This is a genomic window from Ruegeria sp. BF8 (genome assembly GCF_056538625.1).
Genome location: NZ_JBQFTL010000004.1, coordinates 137033 through 153488, shown reverse-complemented (window position 1 = coordinate 153488; position 16456 = coordinate 137033). Strand labels below are relative to the sequence as shown.

General features: G+C 63.7%; 18 protein-coding genes. 10 read left to right on the top strand and 8 right to left on the bottom strand.

Features of this window, described 5'->3' with window-relative positions; translation table 11 throughout:
• Positions 1-66: 66 nt before the first annotated feature.
• A complete protein-coding gene (locus ACR0LD_RS14360) occupies positions 67-633 on the bottom strand; it encodes a TlpA disulfide reductase family protein (protein ID WP_170360092.1) in 567 nt (188 codons plus the stop codon).
• Between the two features lie 21 nt (positions 634-654).
• Here ACR0LD_RS14360 and argH point away from each other — a divergent pair, with 21 nt between their 5' ends.
• Both argH and ACR0LD_RS14350 read left to right on the top strand, forming a co-directional pair.
• Complete coding sequence (argH, locus tag ACR0LD_RS14355; RefSeq protein ID WP_480637570.1) at positions 655-2046, top strand: argininosuccinate lyase; 1392 nt, start codon at positions 655-657, stop codon at positions 2044-2046.
• Complete coding sequence (locus tag ACR0LD_RS14350; protein ID WP_480637568.1) at positions 2043-2225, top strand: hypothetical protein; 183 nt, start codon at positions 2043-2045, stop codon at positions 2223-2225. The genes argH and ACR0LD_RS14350 overlap by 4 nt, the downstream gene beginning before the upstream one ends.
• Before the next feature lie 242 nt (positions 2226-2467).
• Here the strand turns inward: ACR0LD_RS14350 and ACR0LD_RS14345 are convergent, their stop codons facing one another.
• Both ACR0LD_RS14345 and ACR0LD_RS14340 read right to left on the bottom strand, forming a co-directional pair.
• Positions 2468-2854, bottom strand: coding sequence for a glycine zipper family protein (locus tag ACR0LD_RS14345; RefSeq protein WP_480637566.1), 387 nt, complete (start codon positions 2852-2854; stop codon positions 2468-2470).
• Between the two features lie 93 nt (positions 2855-2947).
• Positions 2948-3337, bottom strand: coding sequence for a DUF8051 family protein (locus tag ACR0LD_RS14340; protein WP_480637848.1), 390 nt, complete (start codon positions 3335-3337; stop codon positions 2948-2950).
• 182 nt (positions 3338-3519) lie between these two features.
• Between ACR0LD_RS14340 and ACR0LD_RS14335 the strand changes: the two genes are divergently transcribed.
• From ACR0LD_RS14335 to ACR0LD_RS14325, 3 genes are all read left to right on the top strand, one after another.
• Complete coding sequence (locus ACR0LD_RS14335; protein ID WP_480637564.1) at positions 3520-4107, top strand: TetR/AcrR family transcriptional regulator; 588 nt, start codon at positions 3520-3522, stop codon at positions 4105-4107.
• 98 nt (positions 4108-4205) lie between these two features.
• A complete protein-coding gene (gene lysA, locus ACR0LD_RS14330) occupies positions 4206-5471 on the top strand; it encodes a diaminopimelate decarboxylase (protein ID WP_170367620.1) in 1266 nt (421 codons plus the stop codon).
• A 36-nt stretch (positions 5472-5507) separates the two neighbouring features.
• Complete coding sequence (locus ACR0LD_RS14325) at positions 5508-8051, top strand: TIGR02302 family protein (protein ID WP_480637562.1); 2544 nt, start codon at positions 5508-5510, stop codon at positions 8049-8051.
• Positions 8052-8060: 9 nt separating this feature from the next.
• Here ACR0LD_RS14325 and ACR0LD_RS14320 read toward each other — a convergent pair whose 3' ends face one another.
• Positions 8061-8834: a zinc-ribbon domain-containing protein gene (locus tag ACR0LD_RS14320; RefSeq protein ID WP_480637560.1), complete on the bottom strand. Its 774-nt coding sequence runs from the start codon at positions 8832-8834 to the stop codon at positions 8061-8063.
• Positions 8835-9015: 181 nt separating this feature from the next.
• On the opposite strand from ACR0LD_RS14320, the gene ACR0LD_RS14315 reads away from it, so the two are divergent.
• From ACR0LD_RS14315 to ACR0LD_RS14300, 4 genes are read left to right on the top strand one after another with little or no spacing between them, the layout of a single operon-like run.
• Positions 9016-9693, top strand: coding sequence for a cell division ATP-binding protein FtsE (locus ACR0LD_RS14315; protein ID WP_170342228.1), 678 nt, complete (start codon positions 9016-9018; stop codon positions 9691-9693).
• On the top strand, positions 9690-10589 hold the full coding sequence (locus ACR0LD_RS14310) for a cell division protein FtsX (RefSeq protein WP_170342226.1): 900 nt from the start codon (positions 9690-9692) through the stop codon (positions 10587-10589). The genes ACR0LD_RS14315 and ACR0LD_RS14310 overlap by 4 nt, the downstream gene beginning before the upstream one ends.
• The gene (locus tag ACR0LD_RS14305; RefSeq protein WP_170360110.1) at positions 10589-11332 is read left to right on the top strand and encodes a lysophospholipid acyltransferase family protein; all 744 of its coding nucleotides are present in this window, start codon (positions 10589-10591) and stop codon (positions 11330-11332) included. Before ACR0LD_RS14310 ends, ACR0LD_RS14305 begins: the two co-directional genes overlap by 1 nt.
• Positions 11316-11921 (top strand): pyridoxamine 5'-phosphate oxidase family protein, encoded by a 606-nt coding sequence (locus ACR0LD_RS14300; RefSeq protein WP_480637558.1) that lies wholly within the window; start codon positions 11316-11318, stop codon positions 11919-11921. The genes ACR0LD_RS14305 and ACR0LD_RS14300 overlap by 17 nt, the downstream gene beginning before the upstream one ends.
• Here ACR0LD_RS14300 and ACR0LD_RS14295 read toward each other — a convergent pair whose 3' ends face one another.
• Positions 11922-12515, bottom strand: a complete 594-nt coding sequence (locus ACR0LD_RS14295) for an NAD(P)H-dependent oxidoreductase (protein WP_170445556.1) — start codon at positions 12513-12515, stop codon at positions 11922-11924.
• Between the two features lie 102 nt (positions 12516-12617).
• Here ACR0LD_RS14295 and ACR0LD_RS14290 point away from each other — a divergent pair, with 102 nt between their 5' ends.
• Positions 12618-13196 (top strand): TetR/AcrR family transcriptional regulator, encoded by a 579-nt coding sequence (locus tag ACR0LD_RS14290; RefSeq protein WP_480637557.1) that lies wholly within the window; start codon positions 12618-12620, stop codon positions 13194-13196.
• Between the two features lie 18 nt (positions 13197-13214).
• Here ACR0LD_RS14290 and lpdA read toward each other — a convergent pair whose 3' ends face one another.
• From lpdA to odhB, 3 genes are all read right to left on the bottom strand, one after another.
• On the bottom strand, positions 13215-14603 hold the full coding sequence (gene lpdA, locus ACR0LD_RS14285; protein ID WP_480637555.1) for a dihydrolipoyl dehydrogenase: 1389 nt from the start codon (positions 14601-14603) through the stop codon (positions 13215-13217).
• A 72-nt stretch (positions 14604-14675) separates the two neighbouring features.
• Entirely contained in the window at positions 14676-14945 is a 270-nt protein-coding gene (locus tag ACR0LD_RS14280; RefSeq protein ID WP_170342212.1) for a hypothetical protein, read from the bottom strand.
• 2 nt (positions 14946-14947) lie between these two features.
• Positions 14948-16450, bottom strand: a complete 1503-nt coding sequence (odhB, locus tag ACR0LD_RS14275) for a 2-oxoglutarate dehydrogenase complex dihydrolipoyllysine-residue succinyltransferase (protein ID WP_170436057.1) — start codon at positions 16448-16450, stop codon at positions 14948-14950.
• Between the last annotated feature and the right edge of the window lie 6 nt (positions 16451-16456).

The following is a 16456-nucleotide window of genomic DNA, read 5'->3' as shown; positions in this document are numbered from 1 at the left end:
GTTGCCAATGAAAAACCGGCCCTGTTCAGGCCGGTTCCAGTCTAGCACAAAAGGCCCGTCAGGTGGTCAGCTTTCGGGGTTCAGCAGGGCCGCGATGATCGCCTTGGCACTGTCCGAGTTCCATTCGGCGTCGCCGATCAGCCGCGCGATTTCCTGGCCGTCGGGGTCGATGATTATGGTGATCGGCAGGCCGACGATGCCCATCTCACGCGCGACGGCCTGTTTCGGGTCCTGGTGGCGGGGCAGGTTGGTGATGCCGTTTTCGTCAAAGAACTTCTTGATCCCCGCGGGCGAGTTGCGCCCGGTGGCCAGCGTCAGAACCTCGAACTGGTCTCCGCCGAATTCCTCCTGCAACTCGGCGATCTGGGGCATCTCCTTGCGGCAGGGCGCGCACCAGGTGGCCCAAAAGTTCAGCAGAACGTATTTGCCGCGATAATCTGCCAGCGTGGCGGTGCCGCCGTCATCTTCCAGCAGGAATTCCGCGTCCGAGACCGGTTTCGGCTCGGAATGAAGGATCAGGCGTTTCAGGCTGCCGTCGCGCAGGTCGGCCAGGGCCTGCGTGTCGGCGGCCAAAGCGGCATTTGCACCCAGCGCAAGGGCCATATAAAGGGGGATCAGACGAAACAGGCGCATATCAACTCCGGGTTTTCCAGCATGACCGAACAATCCTCGAACCAGATGTGGGGCGGCCGCTTTGCCGCCGGACCAGACGCGATCATGGAGGCGATCAATGCCTCGATCGGGTTCGACCGACGGATGGCGGCCCAGGACATCGCGGGCTCGCGTGCCCATGCCGCCATGCTGGCCGCCACGGGCGTCATAAGTGATAGTGACGCCGAGGCCATTCGGGAAGGGCTGCTCACCGTTTTGTCAGAGATCGAACGTGGTGAGTTCCAGTTCTCGACAGCGCTGGAAGACATCCACATGAACGTCGAGGCGCGCTTGAAAGAGATCATCGGCGAGCCCGCAGGCCGCCTGCACACCGGCCGCAGCCGCAATGACCAGGTCGCGACCGATTTCAAACTGTGGGTCCGCGATCAGCTGGACGCCGCCGAATCCGGTCTGCTGGCCCTGATCCGCGCGCTTTTGGCGCAGGCCGAGGCCGGGGCCGATTGGGTCATGCCCGGATTCACCCACCTGCAGACCGCGCAGCCGGTGACCTGGGGCCACCACATGATGGCCTATGTCGAGATGTTCGGCCGCGACCTCAGCCGCGTGCGCGACGCGCGGGCGCGGATGAACGAATGCCCGCTGGGTGCTGCGGCGCTGGCCGGCACGTCCTTCCCGATCGACCGCCACATGACGGCGCAGGCGCTGGGCTTTGACCGGCCCGCCGCCAACTCGCTGGATGCGGTCAGCGATCGCGATTTCGCGCTGGAATTTTTGTCGGTGGCCTCGATCTGCGCGGTGCATCTGTCGCGGTTCGCCGAAGAACTGGTGATCTGGTCCTCGGCCCAGTTCCGCTTTGTCACCCTGTCCGACCGGTTCTCGACCGGATCGTCGATCATGCCGCAGAAAAAGAACCCCGACGCCGCCGAGCTGATCCGCGCCAAGGTGGGTCGGATCTTTGGCGCCAACACGGCGCTGATGATGGTGATGAAGGGCCTGCCGCTGGCCTATTCCAAGGACATGCAGGAAGACAAGGAACAGGTCTTTGACGCCGCCGACAACTGGATACTGGCGCTGGCCGCGATGGAGGGCATGGTCAAGGACATGACCGCCAACCGCGACAGCCTGGCCGCTGCCGCCGGCTCGGGCTTTTCCACCGCGACCGATCTGGCCGACTGGTTGGTGCGGGTGCTGGGCCTGCCCTTCCGTGATGCGCACCACGTTACCGGATCGCTGGTCGCCATGGCCGAAAAGAAGGGCTGCGACCTGCCCGATCTGACGCTCGAGGACATGCAATCGGTCCACGCGGGCATCACGCAGGATGTCTATTCTGTCCTTGGCGTGGATAATTCGGTAAACTCGCGCCAGTCCTATGGCGGTACGGCCCCGGACCAGGTCCGGGCGCAGATCGCCCGCTGGAAGGAGATGCTGGAATGACAATCTTGCGTGTGATTGCCCTGATCGGGGCCGTCTTCACCTTGGCGGCCTGCGGCGCTGACGGAGAGCCCGTCCAGCCGACCCTGAACGCCAATGTGGGCGTTTCGACCAGTGGCACATATGTGAGCGGGGGCGTCGGCCTGCACCGAGGCCCCCTCAGCGTGTTTCTGGGGATCTGAACGCTCTGCGGTTGAAAGCGACGTGCCAGTCGCCATTTAGCAAGTGATCCAACAAATGAAGGCAGCGAAATGAAACCACTCGGCCTTATCCTGTCGCTTGCCATACTGGCGGCGTGTGAGACCACGAATCCGCCGCGTTCGCAGCCAGTAGAAGAGCCCGCGCGCTCGGGGGCTGGAGTGTCCGTATCCGGATACGCTCGGGCCGGGGTGTCGACGAATTTCTGAATGAGCCGTTGATGCGTTCAGCCGGCCGCTGGGTGCCCGCGCTGCCGCAGACACTCGATTAGAATGTCACGCCGGGTGTTGCGCATCTCGGCGGCTCCGGCGACGGCACCTGCCGCTGATCCCACTGCTGCGCCGGCTATGGCGCCTTCTGTGTTTCCAACCGTGTCGTCCGAAATGCCTGCCAGTGCGCCGACCCCGGCGCCGATCAAGGCCTGTGACCGGGTTTCCGGGTTCCACAGGTCCTGAGACTTGGCCAATGCGCGGCACTGGTCCAGATCAGCGGCGTAGGCCGGGCCCGGCTCGGCAGACAGGACGGGTTGGTGTTGGGCACCGGTGCCGCTGCATGCGGCTGTGACCAGGGCCAGCGGCAAGACGGTCAATGTGAATCGTTCCTTGAACAGCATGAGTTGTCTTTCTTTGTAGGTATTCCGGCGGAACCCGGAGCCACTTCCTTTTGCTGTGGCTTCGGCCCCTATACGAGGGCGTGCCGGGCGGGTTCAGATGTGGCCCAGGCCACGATGAGCCAAGGCCAGGACGTAGAAAGCCAGGATGAAATCCAGAATTTCGATCAGTCCCAGCATCAGCGGAATCGGGTCGGGTGAAGTGGGGAAGACATGACCCAGGTCCAGCAGGACCACGAAGATGTATCCCCAGGCCGCCACGATGGCGCCCCAGCTTGCCGTTGCCGAACCGCGCAGCATGGCCACCGCCGACCCCACGGCCAGCAGGGCAAGCGCGATCAGAAAGGCGTTGAAACCCCAGAACACCGCTCCACCCAGCCCGGAAAAGTCCCGGGTCTCGATCGGTCCGCCGGGGACCAGCGTGACAAAGCTGGCAACGAGGACAAGCATCAGTTTGGCGGCTGTTGCCGTGGGTTGGGACGCCATAGGCCGTGTTGGGCCGGCGTTGATTTGTGACGAATGCACCATGACAGAATCCTTTTAATGACTGGCGGGTCATAAATGGAGATGGCGTTACTGACCGTCAAGTCATTAAAAGATTGAATTTGCGTGACGCCGCGTACAATCTGAGTCAAGAGGGGCGCGCCGGAAGAAAATCGGGGGGCAAGATGCCGAAGATCGTCGATCGCGAAGAGATGCAGGGGCGGATATTGGATGCCGCCATGGCCTGCTTTCTGGATCAGGGCTATCACGCCACCAAGATGCAGGACGTGGCCCATCAGGCCGGGATGGCCAAGGGCACGTTGTATCTGTACTTCCAAAGCAAGGAGGCTTTGCTTCTGGCGTTGCTGCAGCGGTATTTCGAGGATATCCGCGCTCGCATCAACGACATCCCGGCCCCGCAGACGCTGGACCAGTTCATGACCGGGCTACGTCTGTCCATGCCCGCTGACCGTCTGGCGGCGACGCGGCTGTTCTTTGACGTGTTGGGCCCCGGATTTCAGGACCCGCGCGCGGCCGAGGTCATTGGCCGGTTCTTCGCCTGGCTTGCCGATCATTATGCGGCTCACTTCGCTCCTTTGATCCGCGCGGGTGAAATCCGCGGCGATCTCAGTGCGCTGGCCGCCGCGCAGGCGGTGACGGCGATGCTGGATGGATTAGTTATCCATCTGGCGATCTTCGGGGGCGATGAAAGCGACTTTGAGGCGCGGCGCGATGCGACCCTTTCGTTGCTTGAGGCCGGCCTGCGCGGATAAGCCGTTGCGCCCGACTACTGTGCGGTTCGCACCGGATTGCGTGCCCACGTCGCAAATCCCGTTGATCCACAGGCCTGTTTTGGTCTAAGCGCGCAGATATGGATCACTTTCTTTACCGCGATGGCGTGTTGTGCGCCGAGGACGTCCCGGTCGCCGAGATCGCTGCTGCGGTCGGCACGCCGTTCTATGTCTATTCCACGGCGACGCTGCTGCGGCACTACAACCTGTTCGACGAGGCGTTGGCAGGTACCGACCACGTGGTCTGTTATGCGATGAAGGCCGCCAGCAATCAGGCCATTCTGAGAACGCTGGCGCAGGCGGGCGCGGGGATGGACGTGGTTTCGGGCGGCGAGTACCTGCGGGCCAAGGCAGCGGGTGTGCCGGGCGAAAAGATCGTGTTCTCGGGCGTCGGCAAAACGGCCGAGGAAATCCGCATCGCGCTGACCGGCGGGATTCGCCAGTTCAACGTCGAATCCGAGCCCGAGATGGAGGTGATCAACGCCGTCGCGCAGGACCTGGGCGTGATCGCGCCGATCACCGTTCGCGTGAATCCGGACGTCGACGCCAAGACCCACGCCAAAATCGCCACCGGTAAATCCGAAAACAAATTCGGCATCCCGATCGTCCGTGCACCCGAGGTCTATGCCCATGCGGCCAGCCTGCCCGGCCTCAAGGTGGTGGGCATCGACGTGCATATCGGCTCTCAACTGACCGATCTTGAGCCATTCCGCCTGGCCTACTCCAAAGTCGCCGAACTGACCGAACAGCTGCGCGCACAGGGCCACGACATTCACCGTCTGGACCTGGGTGGCGGGCTGGGCATTCCCTATGCCCGCTCGAACGAAGCACCGCCGCTGCCGTTGGAATACGGTGCGATGATCAAGGAAACGCTGGGCCATCTGGGCTGCGAGATCGAGATCGAGCCGGGCCGTCTGATCGCGGGCAACGCGGGGCTGATGGTGTCAAAGGTGATCTATGTGAAGTCGGGCGAAGGGCGCGATTTCCTGATCCTCGACGGGGCGATGAACGATCTGATCCGCCCGGCCATGTACGACGCCTATCATGACATCGTTCCCGTCATCGAGCCCGCGCCGGGGGTCGAACAACGCCCCTATGACATTGTCGGGCCGGTCTGCGAGACCGGGGATACCTTTGCGAAACAAAGGGCGATGCCACCGCTGAACCCGGGGGATCTGGTCGCATTTCGCAGCGCCGGCGCCTATGGCGCGGTTATGTCCAGTGAATACAACACCCGGCCCCTGATCCCCGAAGTTCTGGTTCATGGCGATCAATTCGCGGTTATTCGTGAACGGCCAACCTTTGACGAAATCATAAACCGCGATACCATACCTGAGTGGCTGTGACGCGATAACCGCGCGGGCCCGACCCGGAGGCCTGACGTGACCGACACTCGCAACCTGCCGATCCCCAGACTGTCCCTGTTGCTGACGCGCACGGGGATGCTGGCCGAGCAGGTGATGCGCGCTTTTTGGCCGTTCCTGTCGATTGCGGCCCTGATCATGGCGGCCTTGCTGCTGGGCCTCCACGACCTCGTCGGCGTTGAAACCGTCTGGATCATCGGAGCCGCATCCATTCTGGCGTTTACGGTTGCATTGGTCTGGGGCGCGCGGAGGTTTCGGTTCCCCACCCGCACGCAGGCGCTTGTCCGACTGGACGAGACACTGCCGGGCCGTCCCATTCAGGCGTTGCTGGACGATCAGGCCATCGGGGCGATGGACGAAGCTTCGCGCGCTTTGTGGCAGGCCCATCAGGCGCGCATGGCCGCCCGCGCCGCGCGGGCAGGACCGGTCAAGCCTGACCTGAACCTTGCCGCTCGTGACCCCTACGCGCTGCGCTATGCGGCGCTTTTGGCGCTGGTGGTCGGATTGCTGTTCGGATCGTTCTGGAAAGTTGGATCGGTCGCCCAGATGACACCCGGCACGGCCGTAGCCGGCCAAGGCCCCAGCTGGGAAGGCTGGGTCGAGCCACCTCGCTATACCGGCCTGCCGACGCTGTATCTGGCCGATCAATCCGGTCCGACGCTGACAGTGCCACAAGGCAGCCACGTCACTTTGCGCTTCTATGGCGAGGTCGGCGCGCACAGCTTGACCGAAACCAGTTCCTCCGCTTCCACCACGACAGCAACCGATCCGGATCAGGAGTTTGTCGTCGAGCGTTCGGGCCGATTGTCGATCGAGGGCCCTGCAGGACGTGATTGGGGTGTCGAGGTCATTGCGGACGCGCCGCCGGTAATCGCCGTGGCCGAACCCGCCACCGCCGAGGCTGGTGGCCAGATGAAACTGCCGTTCTCGGCGCGTGACGATTATGGCATCCTGTCAGGCACCGCGTTGATCGAGTTGGACCTGTCTGCGGTCGATCGTCGCCATGGTCTGGCCGTTGAGCCCGAACCTCGCGACGCGGTCACCGTCGACCTGCCCATGCCGATCGCTGGTGACCGGAGCGATTTCACGGAAGACCTGATCGAGGACTTTTCGGAACACCCTTGGGCGCACCTGCCGGTCAAGATTACCCTTTCGGCCGTCGATGCCGCTGATCAGGTGTCGGAGTCGGATGTCTACCGGACCGACCTTCCCGCCCGCCGGTTCTTTGATCCGCTGGCTGCAGCGGTGATTGAACAGCGCCGCGATCTGCTGTGGTCGCGCGACAATGCCAAAAGGGTGGCTCAGCTGTTGCGGGCGGTTTCGCACCGGCCCGAAGATGTCTTCCGTTCGGAAACCGCATATCTGCGACTGCGCTACATTCTGCGCCGGTTGGAAACCTTTGCGGAATTCGGCCTGGGCCCCGAACAGCAGACCGAGATCGCGCAAGCCTTGTGGGATCTGGCCATCCTGATCGAAGAAGGCACGCTCGCCGACGCGCTGGAGCGGATGCGTCGCGCTCAGGAACGTCTGACCGAAGCGATGCAGAACGGTGCCAGCGATGAGGAGATCGCCGAGTTGATGCAGGAACTGCGTGAAGCGACCGACGAGTATCTTCGTCAGCTGCAGCGGCTGGCGCAGGAAAACCCGGACGGCCAGCAGGGCCAGCAGAACCAATCCGGTGAATCCATGCAGATGACGCAGGATGACCTGCAGCGGATGATGGACCGGATCCAGGAACTGATGGAGCAGGGCCGCATGGCCGAGGCCCAGCAGGCGCTGGAGGAGTTCCAGCAGATGATGGAAAACATGCGGGTGACCCAGGGCCAGGGACAGGGGCAACAATCCGAAGGCCAGCAGGCCATGGAAGGATTGGCCGAAACCCTGCGTGAGCAGCAGGGCCTGAGCGACGAGGCCTTCCGTGACTTGCAGGAGCAATTCAATCCCGGCGCGCAGGCCGGTGAAAGCCAGGGCAATGAAGGCCGCTCGGGCGGTCAGGGGCGCGGCCAGAGCCATGAGGGTCAGGGCGGCCAGGGCCAAGGATCGGATCAGGCGGGCGAAGGCCAGCAAGGGCAAGGGACTCTGGCTGACCGCCAACAGGCGCTGCGCGATGAACTGAATCGCCAGCAGCAGAACCTGCCGGGCGCCGGAACACCCGAAGGCGACGCCGCACGCGAGTCGCTGGGGCGTGCAGGTCGTGCCATGGATGAGGCCGAAGATGCCCTGCGGAGCGACGACCTTGCCGAAGCGATCGACCGCCAGTCCGAAGCAATGGAAGCGTTGCGCGAAGGGATGCGCGAGCTGGGTGAGGCCATGGCCCAGAACCAGCAGAACCAGCCCGGTCAGGGTACGCAGGAAGGCGACATGCAGGCCAACAACCGCGATCCGCTGGGTCGGAATCCGGGCGCTGCGGGCTCGATCTCGACCGAGGAGAACCTGCTGCAGGGGGATGATGTGTACCGCCGTGCCCGCGAGTTGCTGGATGAAATCCGTCGCCGCACGGGCGAAACCGACAGGCCCAGAATCGAACTGGAATACCTCAAAAGGCTGCTCGAGCGGTTCTGACCGGCAGAGTTACTCGGTCGCGGAGCCAGCCTGCGATTCCAGCCAGATCCGGGCCTGATCGACCATCGAGACATACGACTGCAACACAGGCTCGGCCTGGGGAACTGCCTCGCTGATCTGGCGGGCGTTGCCGTAGATCAGGAACAGGATGACCCCGATGATCAGGATCAGCGCAAAGCCCCGCAGGAACCCGCCCGATTTCCGCGGCGGGGCTTCGGCCGGCTCTGCCGCGGTCGGGGCGTCGTCGCTGCGCAAAGTCGAATTGATGCTGTCCACATCCGGCAGCGCCTCTTTCTGACCGGTTCCCGAGGCGGTTTCGGTCGCCGCAGGAGGTTTGGGCTTGGGGGCCGGTTCCGGCTGCTGATCCAGGCCCAGATCCGGCTGACTTTCCAGGCCGGACCCTTCCTTGGCGCGCAGTTCGGTCTCACGCGCGGCTTCCTCTCGCAGGATTGTCGCAACGGCCGGATCGACGTTGCCGGTCGGAGCGGCTGGCCGGGCTTCGTCCGTGGGTTCGGGATCGGGCTGTTCGGCTTCGACCTGTTCGTCTTCTGCCTGCTCCGGTTCCGGCGCAGCAGCTTCGGCGGCCGGCGGCTCAGACGTATCCGAGGGCGCGCTTTCGGTCGGCCCGTCATCGGTTTCGGCCGCGACAGGCTCAGCCTCCGGGTGTTTGGGTTGGAACCAGGTCTGCTCGCAGCTCGAGCATTGCACGTCTCGGCCTTCTTCCGGAATGACCTCATCCGGAACCTCGTACTGGGCATTACAGTTCGGGCATGTTAGTCGCATACTGCCTCCCCGGCCGCCAGCGGCCTGTCGTCGTTTTTCCAAGAATGATAATCCGTTAAGGCGAAACAGCAAAGCGCGTTTTCGGCCCGGTGGATCAAGTGTCGCCAAATGGACTCGGTGCAGGCATTGAAACCGTGGTCGTGCTCGGGCAAGAAGGGCGCAAGCAATATTGAGGGCAGGCGTGATCGAGCTTGAAAATGTCAGCTACAGCTATGGCGGCGGTGAACTGCTGAGCAATGTCTCGGTCCAGTTGCAGCCGGGGTCGTTCCATTTTCTGACCGGCCCGTCCGGAGCGGGCAAAACGACCCTGTTGAAACTCTGCTATGGCGCGTTGCTGGCCAGTTCGGGGCGGATCAGCGCCTTTGACCAGGACATTGCCCGACTGGACCGGGACCAGATGGCCCTGCTGCGCCGCCGCATCGGTGTCGTTCATCAGGACTGCCGGTTTCTGGACCACATGACTCTGGCTGAGAATGTCGCCCTGCCACTGATGGTGTCGGGACGCTCTGTCGAGTCCGAGCAGGAAGATCTGACCGAACTCCTGTCCTGGGTCGGTCTGGGTGGCCGCCTGGACGCACTTCCGCCGGAGCTTTCGGGCGGCGAGCGGCAACGGGCCGCACTGGCGCGGGCGGTCATCCTGTCACCGGACGTGGTGTTGGCCGACGAACCCACCGGCAACGTCGACTGGGAGATGTCCCAGCGTCTGCTGCGTCTGCTGATCGAGCTGAACCACATGGGAAAGACCGTGGTGATCGCCACCCATGATCTGAGCTTGATCCGGGCGGCCAAAAGCCAGGTGCAGGCCCGGGTTCTTCGGATCTCGCAGCGGCGGCTGCAACTGGCGGGGGCGGATCTATGATTGCCGATGACATTCGTGCCCTGCTGCGCCGGGACGCCCGGGCTGACCGCGTCGTGCCGCCAACCGGATTTACGGCGCACCTGACCCTTTTCGTGTCAGGTGCGATGGCCTTTCTGACAGTATTCGCGCTTGCGCTGTCGCTGGCCTCGGGCCGGTTGGCCGATCGCTGGGCCTCGGAGCTGGCCGGAGCGGCCACTCTGCGAATCAATGCGCCTGCTGAACAGCGTGCCGCGCAGACCGAGGCCGCTCTGGAGGTTCTGAAACAGACCTCGGGCGTGGCTTCGGCCCGCGCGCTCAGCGCCGAAGAACAGGCCGCGCTGCTGGCGCCTTGGTTCGGGCCGGACCTGCCGCTGGACACGCTGCCGGTGCCGCAGCTGATCGAGATCATCGAGGGCGAGCCGGGGCTGGACACGATGGGCCTGCGCCTGCGGCTGGCGGCCGAGGTGCCCGGCGCAGTTCTGGATGACCATTCCCGCTGGCGCGAGCCGCTGGTCGATGCAGCCACCTCGCTGCGGCGGTTGGGCTGGATCTCGATCCTGCTGATCGGCGGGGCCACGGCGGCGATGATCACGCTTGCGGCCAATGCCTCGCTTGCGGCCAACGCCCAGATCATCGAGGTGCTGCGTCAGGTCGGTGCACGCGACCGTTTCATCGCCGGTGCCTTCGTGCGGCGCTTCACCTGGCGCGCGTTTTTCGGTGCCGTGGTGGGGACGGTTCTGGGCCTGACCGGGGTGCTGCTGCTGCCCGAGGCCTCAGATGCGGGCGGTTTCCTGACCGGCCTTGGATTCCAGGGCGCCGACTGGCTGCTGCCCGCCGTAATCCCCGTTTTGGGCGCGGCAGTGGCCTTTGCCGCCACATGGTCGGCGGCCCGTCGCAAATTGAAGGAGCTTTCGTGATGGCAATGGCGGTCCAATGGGTGCGCTCGCTGATCTTCATGGTCACGATCTACGCATGGATGGCGGTTCTGGGCCTGGTGTTCGCGCCCTATGCGCTGTTCTCCAAGCGCGGGGCGCTGCGCGCCTGCAAGACCTATGCGCGCACGACCATATGGCTGGCGCGCTGGATGGTGGGCATTCGCGGCGAGGTGCGCGGCAACGTGCCCACGGGTGAGGTGGTCATCGCCGCCAAGCACCAATCCTTCTTCGACATCATTCTGATCTTTGACGCGATCCCCCATGGCAAGTTCATCATGAAGCGCGAACTGCTGTGGACCCCGATCATCGGCATGTATGCCCGTCGTCTGGGCTGTATCCCGGTCAATCGCGGCAAGCGAGGCGCGGCAGTGGCCAAGATGGTCAAGGACGTTTCCAAAGAGTTTACCGAGCCCGGGCAACTGGTGATCTATCCGCAGGGCACCCGCGTGGCGCCGGGGGTCTACAAGCCCTACAAGGTCGGCACCGCCGTTCTGTACGAGGGGCTGGGCTTCCCCTGCGTGCCGGCGGCCACCAATGTCGGTGTCTTCTGGCCCCGGTCGGGGATTCTGCGCAAACCGGGCCATGCGATCGTCGAATTCCTTGATCCGATTGAACCGGGCGTTGATCGCGACTCGTTCCTGGCCCGGCTGGAAGAGGTGATCGAGACGCGCTCGAACGCGCTTATGCGCGAAGTGGGGTTTGATCCGGATGCAGTACATCAATGACATCACCGCGCTCGAGGCGCTGTACGGCACCCCCGGCGCGGCCTCGATGCGGAAGGTTGCGCGGCAACTGACGCCGCTCTATCGCAAATGGATCATGGCGTCGCGGCTGTGCGTGCTGTCCACAGTGGGCCCCGAAGGCGTGGATGGCAGCCCCCGGGGCGATGACGGCCCGGTGGTCAAGGAACTGGACCCCGGTACCCTGGCCTTGCCCGACTGGCGCGGCAACAACCGCCTGGACAGCCTGCGCAACATCGTGCGCGATCCGCGTGTGGCGTTGATGTTCATGGTGCCCGGCTCGAACAACGTGGTGCGGGTGAACGGCACCGCCCGGTTGACGGCCGACGCCGACCTGCGCGCCCGGTTCGAGAAAAAGGGCAAGCAACCGGCCACCGTGATCGTTATCGAAATCGGGGAAATCTACACGCAATGCGCCCGGGCCCTGATGCGGGCCGAAACCTGGACCGGCGGCGATCTCAGCGCTGATTTGCCGACGGTGGGCGAGATCCTGGCCGAGGTGTCGCAGGGCGAGGAAGGCGGCGCACGCTATGATCGCGAATGGGGCGCGCGCGCCGCAAAGACGATGTGGTGATCACGCTGCCGCTGCGCCCAGCCGGGTGACCCGCGCGATCCATTTCTGGACGCTGTCCTGCTTGGGATAGCTGGCACCGGAAAACCAGGTGAACCGCGTCGGCTTGAACCCGACAAATCCCAGAACCTGACCGCGCATCTGGTGAATCAGCGCCCGGCGGTAAACCAACCGCATGAACCAGCCCGGCGTGTCCGAGGTGATGATGACGCGCGCAGTTCGGCCGTCGAGCATCGGCGCCGGGAATCCCAGTTTGTTGGGATTGCGGGTGTCGAACGTACGGCCCGGGATGAACATCCGGTCGATCAGCCCCTTGAGCTTGGCGGGCAGGCCGCCCCACCACATGGGCGTGGTCAGAACCAGGTGATCGCTCCATTCGAAATCCTGCAGAACCTGTTCCAGAACCGGCTCCAGCGGTTTGAAATCATGATAGTTGCCCTGTCCGAAATCGAAATCGAACTCCAGCTCGCTGAGGTGGACGATCTTTACGTCATGGCCCTTGGCGCGGGCGGCTTCGGCATAGGTGTCAGCAAAGGTGCGCGACAGGCTGCTTTCGGCGGGGTGACCGTCGAGGATGAGAATTTTCTTGGGCTGCATCGGGGTTCTCCTAAAATTGACCACGGTCAGTTTATAGAATCAAAAATTGACCATGGTCAATATTAAATTTGACCACGGTCAAAAAACATGCGAACAAGCCTCATGCAGAAGACGATTCAGAAACGAACCCTGAAGACCCGCGCCAAGCTGCTGCAGGCGGCGGCGGACGTGGTGCAGAAGAACGGATACCAGGCGTTGCGCGTGGAAGAGGTGGTACAGGCCGCCGGCGTGGCCAAGGGCACCTTCTTTGCCCATTTCCACGACAAGGACGCGCTGATGGAGATATTGATCAGCGAAAAACTGGACGCCTGTCTGGATCAGGCGCAGGCGGCGGAGCCGCCGAAAACCGTGCCCCAGATCATCGAGGCTCTGGCCCCGGTGCATGATTTCATGATGTCGGAACGCTACGTGTTCGACCTGCTGATCCGTTATTCCGGTGCCGCCGCGATCTCTGAAATCGGGCCGATCGCCTATTGCTTCGAGAAATACTTCCGGATCGTGATGATGTGGCTTGATCAGGCCGAGGTTAGAAAGGACGTGTCGACTGACCTGCTGGCCGAGGGCGTGCAGGCCTTTGCCATCCAGGCCATGTCACTGAAATTCTGCGCCCTGCATTCGGCGACGACATTCACCGATCGCCTGGAAACCTATCTGCGGGCGTGGCTGACTCCGGCGGCCTGACCGCCGGAGCCGAACTCATCAGGCGTGGATCGGACCGTCGCCGCAGGCCAGCGCCGCTTCGCGCACGGCCTCGGAATAGGTCGGGTGCGCGTGGCAGGTCAGCGCCAGATCCTCGGCCGAGGCGCCGAACTCCATCGCAACGCAGACCTCGTGGATCAGGTCGCCCGCGCCGGGGCCGATGATGTGGCAGCCCAAGATGCGGTCGGTCTCCTTGTCGGCCAGGATCTTTACGAACCCGTCGGCAGCAAAGTTCGCCTTGGCGCGGCCATTGCCCATGAAGCTGAACTTGCCCACCTTGTAGGCGCGGCCCTGCTCCTTGAGGGTGGCTTCGGTCTCGCCGACATTGGCAACCTCGGGCCAGGTGTAGATCACGCCTGGAATGACGCCGTAATTCACGTGCCCATGCTTGCCCGCGACCACTTCGGCGGCGGCCATGCCTTCGTCCTCGGCCTTGTGGGCCAGCATCGGGCCTTCGATCACGTCGCCGATGGCGTAGATGCCCGGCACGTTGGTCTGCCAGTCCTTGCCGACCTTGATCTGGCCGCGCGGAGTCAGCTCGACCCCCAGCGCCTCCAGACCCAGCCCGTCATGGAACGGCTTGCGCCCGGTGGCGACCAGAACGGTGTCGGCCTCGATCACGTGCTCGCTGTCATCCTTGCGCAGCTTGTAGGTCACCTTGGCCTTGGTCTTGGTGGTCTCGGTCTTTTGCACGGCGGCGCCCATGACGAAGTTCAGGCCCTGTTTTTTCAGGATGCGCTGGAAGGTCTTCTGCACCTCGGGGTCCATGCCCGGGGTGATGACGTCCAGATATTCGATCACCGTCACCTCGGCGCCCAGACGCTGATAGACCGAGCCCAGTTCCAGCCCGATCACGCCTGCGCCGATCACCACCAGCTTTTTCGGGATCTTGCCCAGCTCCAGCGCGCCGGTCGAGGTCACGACGACCTTTTCGTCGACCTCGACGCCGGGCAGCGACGCCGCCTCGGAGCCGGAGGCGATGATGATGTTCTTGGCCTCATGCACCTCATCACCGACCTTGACCTTGCCCGCCGCCGGGATCGAGCCCCAGCCCTTGAGCCAGTCGATCTTGTTCTTCTTGAACAGGAACTCGACGCCTTTGGTGTTGGTGTCGATCACGTCCTGCTTGTAGGCCAGCATCTGTTTCCAGTCGACCGAGGGGCTTTTGCCCTTGAGGCCCATCTTGGCAAAATTGTGCTCGGCCTCGTGCAGCTGATGGCTGGCATGCAGCAGCGCCTTGGACGGAATGCAGCCCACGTTCAGACAGGTGCCGCCCAGCGTCTCGCGCCCTTCGACGACGGCGGTTTTCAGGCCCAGCTGCGCGCAGCGGATGGCGCAGACATAGCCGCCGGGACCGGCGCCGATTACGATGACGTCATAGTTAGCCATTTTGTTCTCCCAAATCCGCGGAGTGTTCTTTTTGAAAAGGCGACCCACGGGGTGGATCGCCTGGGTGCCTGTTCAGACGGGTGTCAGAACCTTCACCTGAATATGTGCGACGCCGCCACGTTCATGGTGCATGGCCAGCTCTTCCGATTCGATGAAGCTCTGGGCCCGGTCCAGATCGGTAATCTCGAACAGGGCAACCGCATGATCGCGCTGTTCGGGGTCTTTCCAGACGTGCAGATCGACAATCCCGGCCGCCTTGCGCATCGGCTTGTCCTCGCGGAACACCTTCAGCCAGGCGTCGAAATCGGCCACGTCGGCCTGCCAGAGTACGTGCGTCGCCATGATCACAGATCCATCAGCAGACGGCGCGGGTCTTCCAGCGCCTCTTTCACGCGCACCAGGAAAGTGACCGCGCCCTTGCCGTCGACGATGCGGTGGTCATAGGACAGCGCCAGATACATCATCGGACGGATCTTGATCTCGCCATTGATGACCATCGGACGTTCCTGAATCTTGTGCATGCCCAGAATGCCCGACTGCGGAGGGTTCAGGATCGGCGAGGACATCAGCGAGCCATAGACGCCGCCATTCGAGATGGTGAAGGTGCCGCCCTGCATTTCGGCCATGCTCAGCTTGCCGTCACGGGCGCGTTTGCCCTTCTCGGCGATGGCTTTCTCGATCTCGGCGAACGACATGCGGTCCGCATCACGGATCACCGGAACCACCAGGCCCTGCGGAGTGCCGGCGGCGACGCCCATGTGGACGTAGTTCTTGTAGACGATGTCATTGCCGTCGATCTCGGCATTGACCTCGGGCACCTCTTTCAGCGCGTGGCAGCAGGCCTTGGTGAAGAAGGACATAAAGCCCAGGCGGACGCCGTGCTTCTTCTCGAACTGGTCCTTGTACTGGTTGCGGAGGGCCATCACCTCGGTCATGTCCACCTCGTTGTAGGTGGTCAGGATCGCGGCAGTGTTCTGCGCGTCCTTCAGACGCTTGGCGATGGTCTGGCGCAGGCGCGTCATGCGCACGCGTTCCTCGCGGGCGGCGTCCTCGGCGGCGACGGGTGCGCGCGGGGCTGCGGCCGGTGCCGGAGCGGCCGCGGCAGGGGCGGCGGCGGTTGCGACGGCGCGGGCCACGTCTTCCTTCATGATGCGACCATCGCGGCCGGTGCCGGTGACCTGATCGGCCGACAGACCGGCTTCGGCCATGGCCTTTTCGGCCGACGGCGCATTGGCCACGTCCTTGCCGGTGGCGGCTGCTGCCGGGGCAGGGGCTGCCGCGGCTGGCGCAGCCGGTGCGGCGCCTGCTTCAGCGCCCGAGATCACGGCAAGCTTGGCGGCCGCGTCGACCGTCGCGCCCTCGGGGGCCACGATCTCCGCGAGTACACCCGCAGCCGGAGCTGGGACCTCAACCGAAACCTTGTCGGTCTCCAACTCGCACAGCATTTCGTCCTGTGCGACGGTATCGCCGACCTTCTTGAACCAGGTCGATACTGTCGCTTCGGTGACGGACTCACCCAGTGTCGGAACCATCACGTCGACGCTGCCGCCCGAGGCCGCAGGTGCCGCTGCCGGCGCGGCTTCAGCTTTTGGAGCGGGGGCCGCACCCTCACCGGCCTGGATCGTTGCCAACAGCGCATCAACGCCGACCGTCTCACCTTCGGCGGCTACGATCTCGCCCATCACGCCGGCTGCGGGCGACGGAACCTCGACGGTGACCTTGTCCGTCTCAAGCTCGCACAGCATCTCATCCACGGCGACGGCATCGCCGGGTTTCTTGAACCAGGTTGCGACCGTGGCTTCGGTGACGGACTCGCCCAGCGTGGGAACACGAACTTCAATCGTCATCGTTAA

Bases quoted from the DNA above. Each gene is read 5' to 3' on its own strand.
- ACR0LD_RS14345 (WP_480637566.1), bottom strand. From the start codon at position 2,854: ATGCTGTTCAAGGAACGATTCACATTGACCGTCTTGCCGCTGGCCCTG.
- ACR0LD_RS14305 (WP_170360110.1), top strand. From the start codon at position 10,589: ATGGCAATGGCGGTCCAATGGGTGCGCTCGCTGATCTTCATGGTCACG.
- ACR0LD_RS14295 (WP_170445556.1), bottom strand. From the start codon at position 12,515: ATGCAGCCCAAGAAAATTCTCATCCTCGACGGTCACCCCGCCGAAAGC.
- ACR0LD_RS14310 (WP_170342226.1), top strand. From the start codon at position 9,690: ATGATTGCCGATGACATTCGTGCCCTGCTGCGCCGGGACGCCCGGGCT.
- ACR0LD_RS14300 (WP_480637558.1), top strand. From the start codon at position 11,316: ATGCAGTACATCAATGACATCACCGCGCTCGAGGCGCTGTACGGCACC.
- ACR0LD_RS14280 (WP_170342212.1), bottom strand. From the start codon at position 14,945: ATGGCGACGCACGTACTCTGGCAGGCCGACGTGGCCGATTTCGACGCC.
- ACR0LD_RS14350 (WP_480637568.1), top strand. From the start codon at position 2,043: ATGACAATCTTGCGTGTGATTGCCCTGATCGGGGCCGTCTTCACCTTG.
- ACR0LD_RS14360 (WP_170360092.1), bottom strand. From the start codon at position 633: ATGCGCCTGTTTCGTCTGATCCCCCTTTATATGGCCCTTGCGCTGGGT.
- lysA (WP_170367620.1), top strand. From the start codon at position 4,206: ATGGATCACTTTCTTTACCGCGATGGCGTGTTGTGCGCCGAGGACGTC.
- ACR0LD_RS14340 (WP_480637848.1), bottom strand. From the start codon at position 3,337: ATGGCGTCCCAACCCACGGCAACAGCCGCCAAACTGATGCTTGTCCTC.
- ACR0LD_RS14290 (WP_480637557.1), top strand. From the start codon at position 12,618: ATGCAGAAGACGATTCAGAAACGAACCCTGAAGACCCGCGCCAAGCTG.
- argH (WP_480637570.1), top strand. From the start codon at position 655: ATGACCGAACAATCCTCGAACCAGATGTGGGGCGGCCGCTTTGCCGCC.
- lpdA (WP_480637555.1), bottom strand. From the start codon at position 14,603: ATGGCTAACTATGACGTCATCGTAATCGGCGCCGGTCCCGGCGGCTAT.
- ACR0LD_RS14320 (WP_480637560.1), bottom strand. From the start codon at position 8,834: ATGCGACTAACATGCCCGAACTGTAATGCCCAGTACGAGGTTCCGGAT.
- odhB (WP_170436057.1), bottom strand. From the start codon at position 16,450: ATGACGATTGAAGTTCGTGTTCCCACGCTGGGCGAGTCCGTCACCGAA.
- ACR0LD_RS14335 (WP_480637564.1), top strand. From the start codon at position 3,520: ATGCCGAAGATCGTCGATCGCGAAGAGATGCAGGGGCGGATATTGGAT.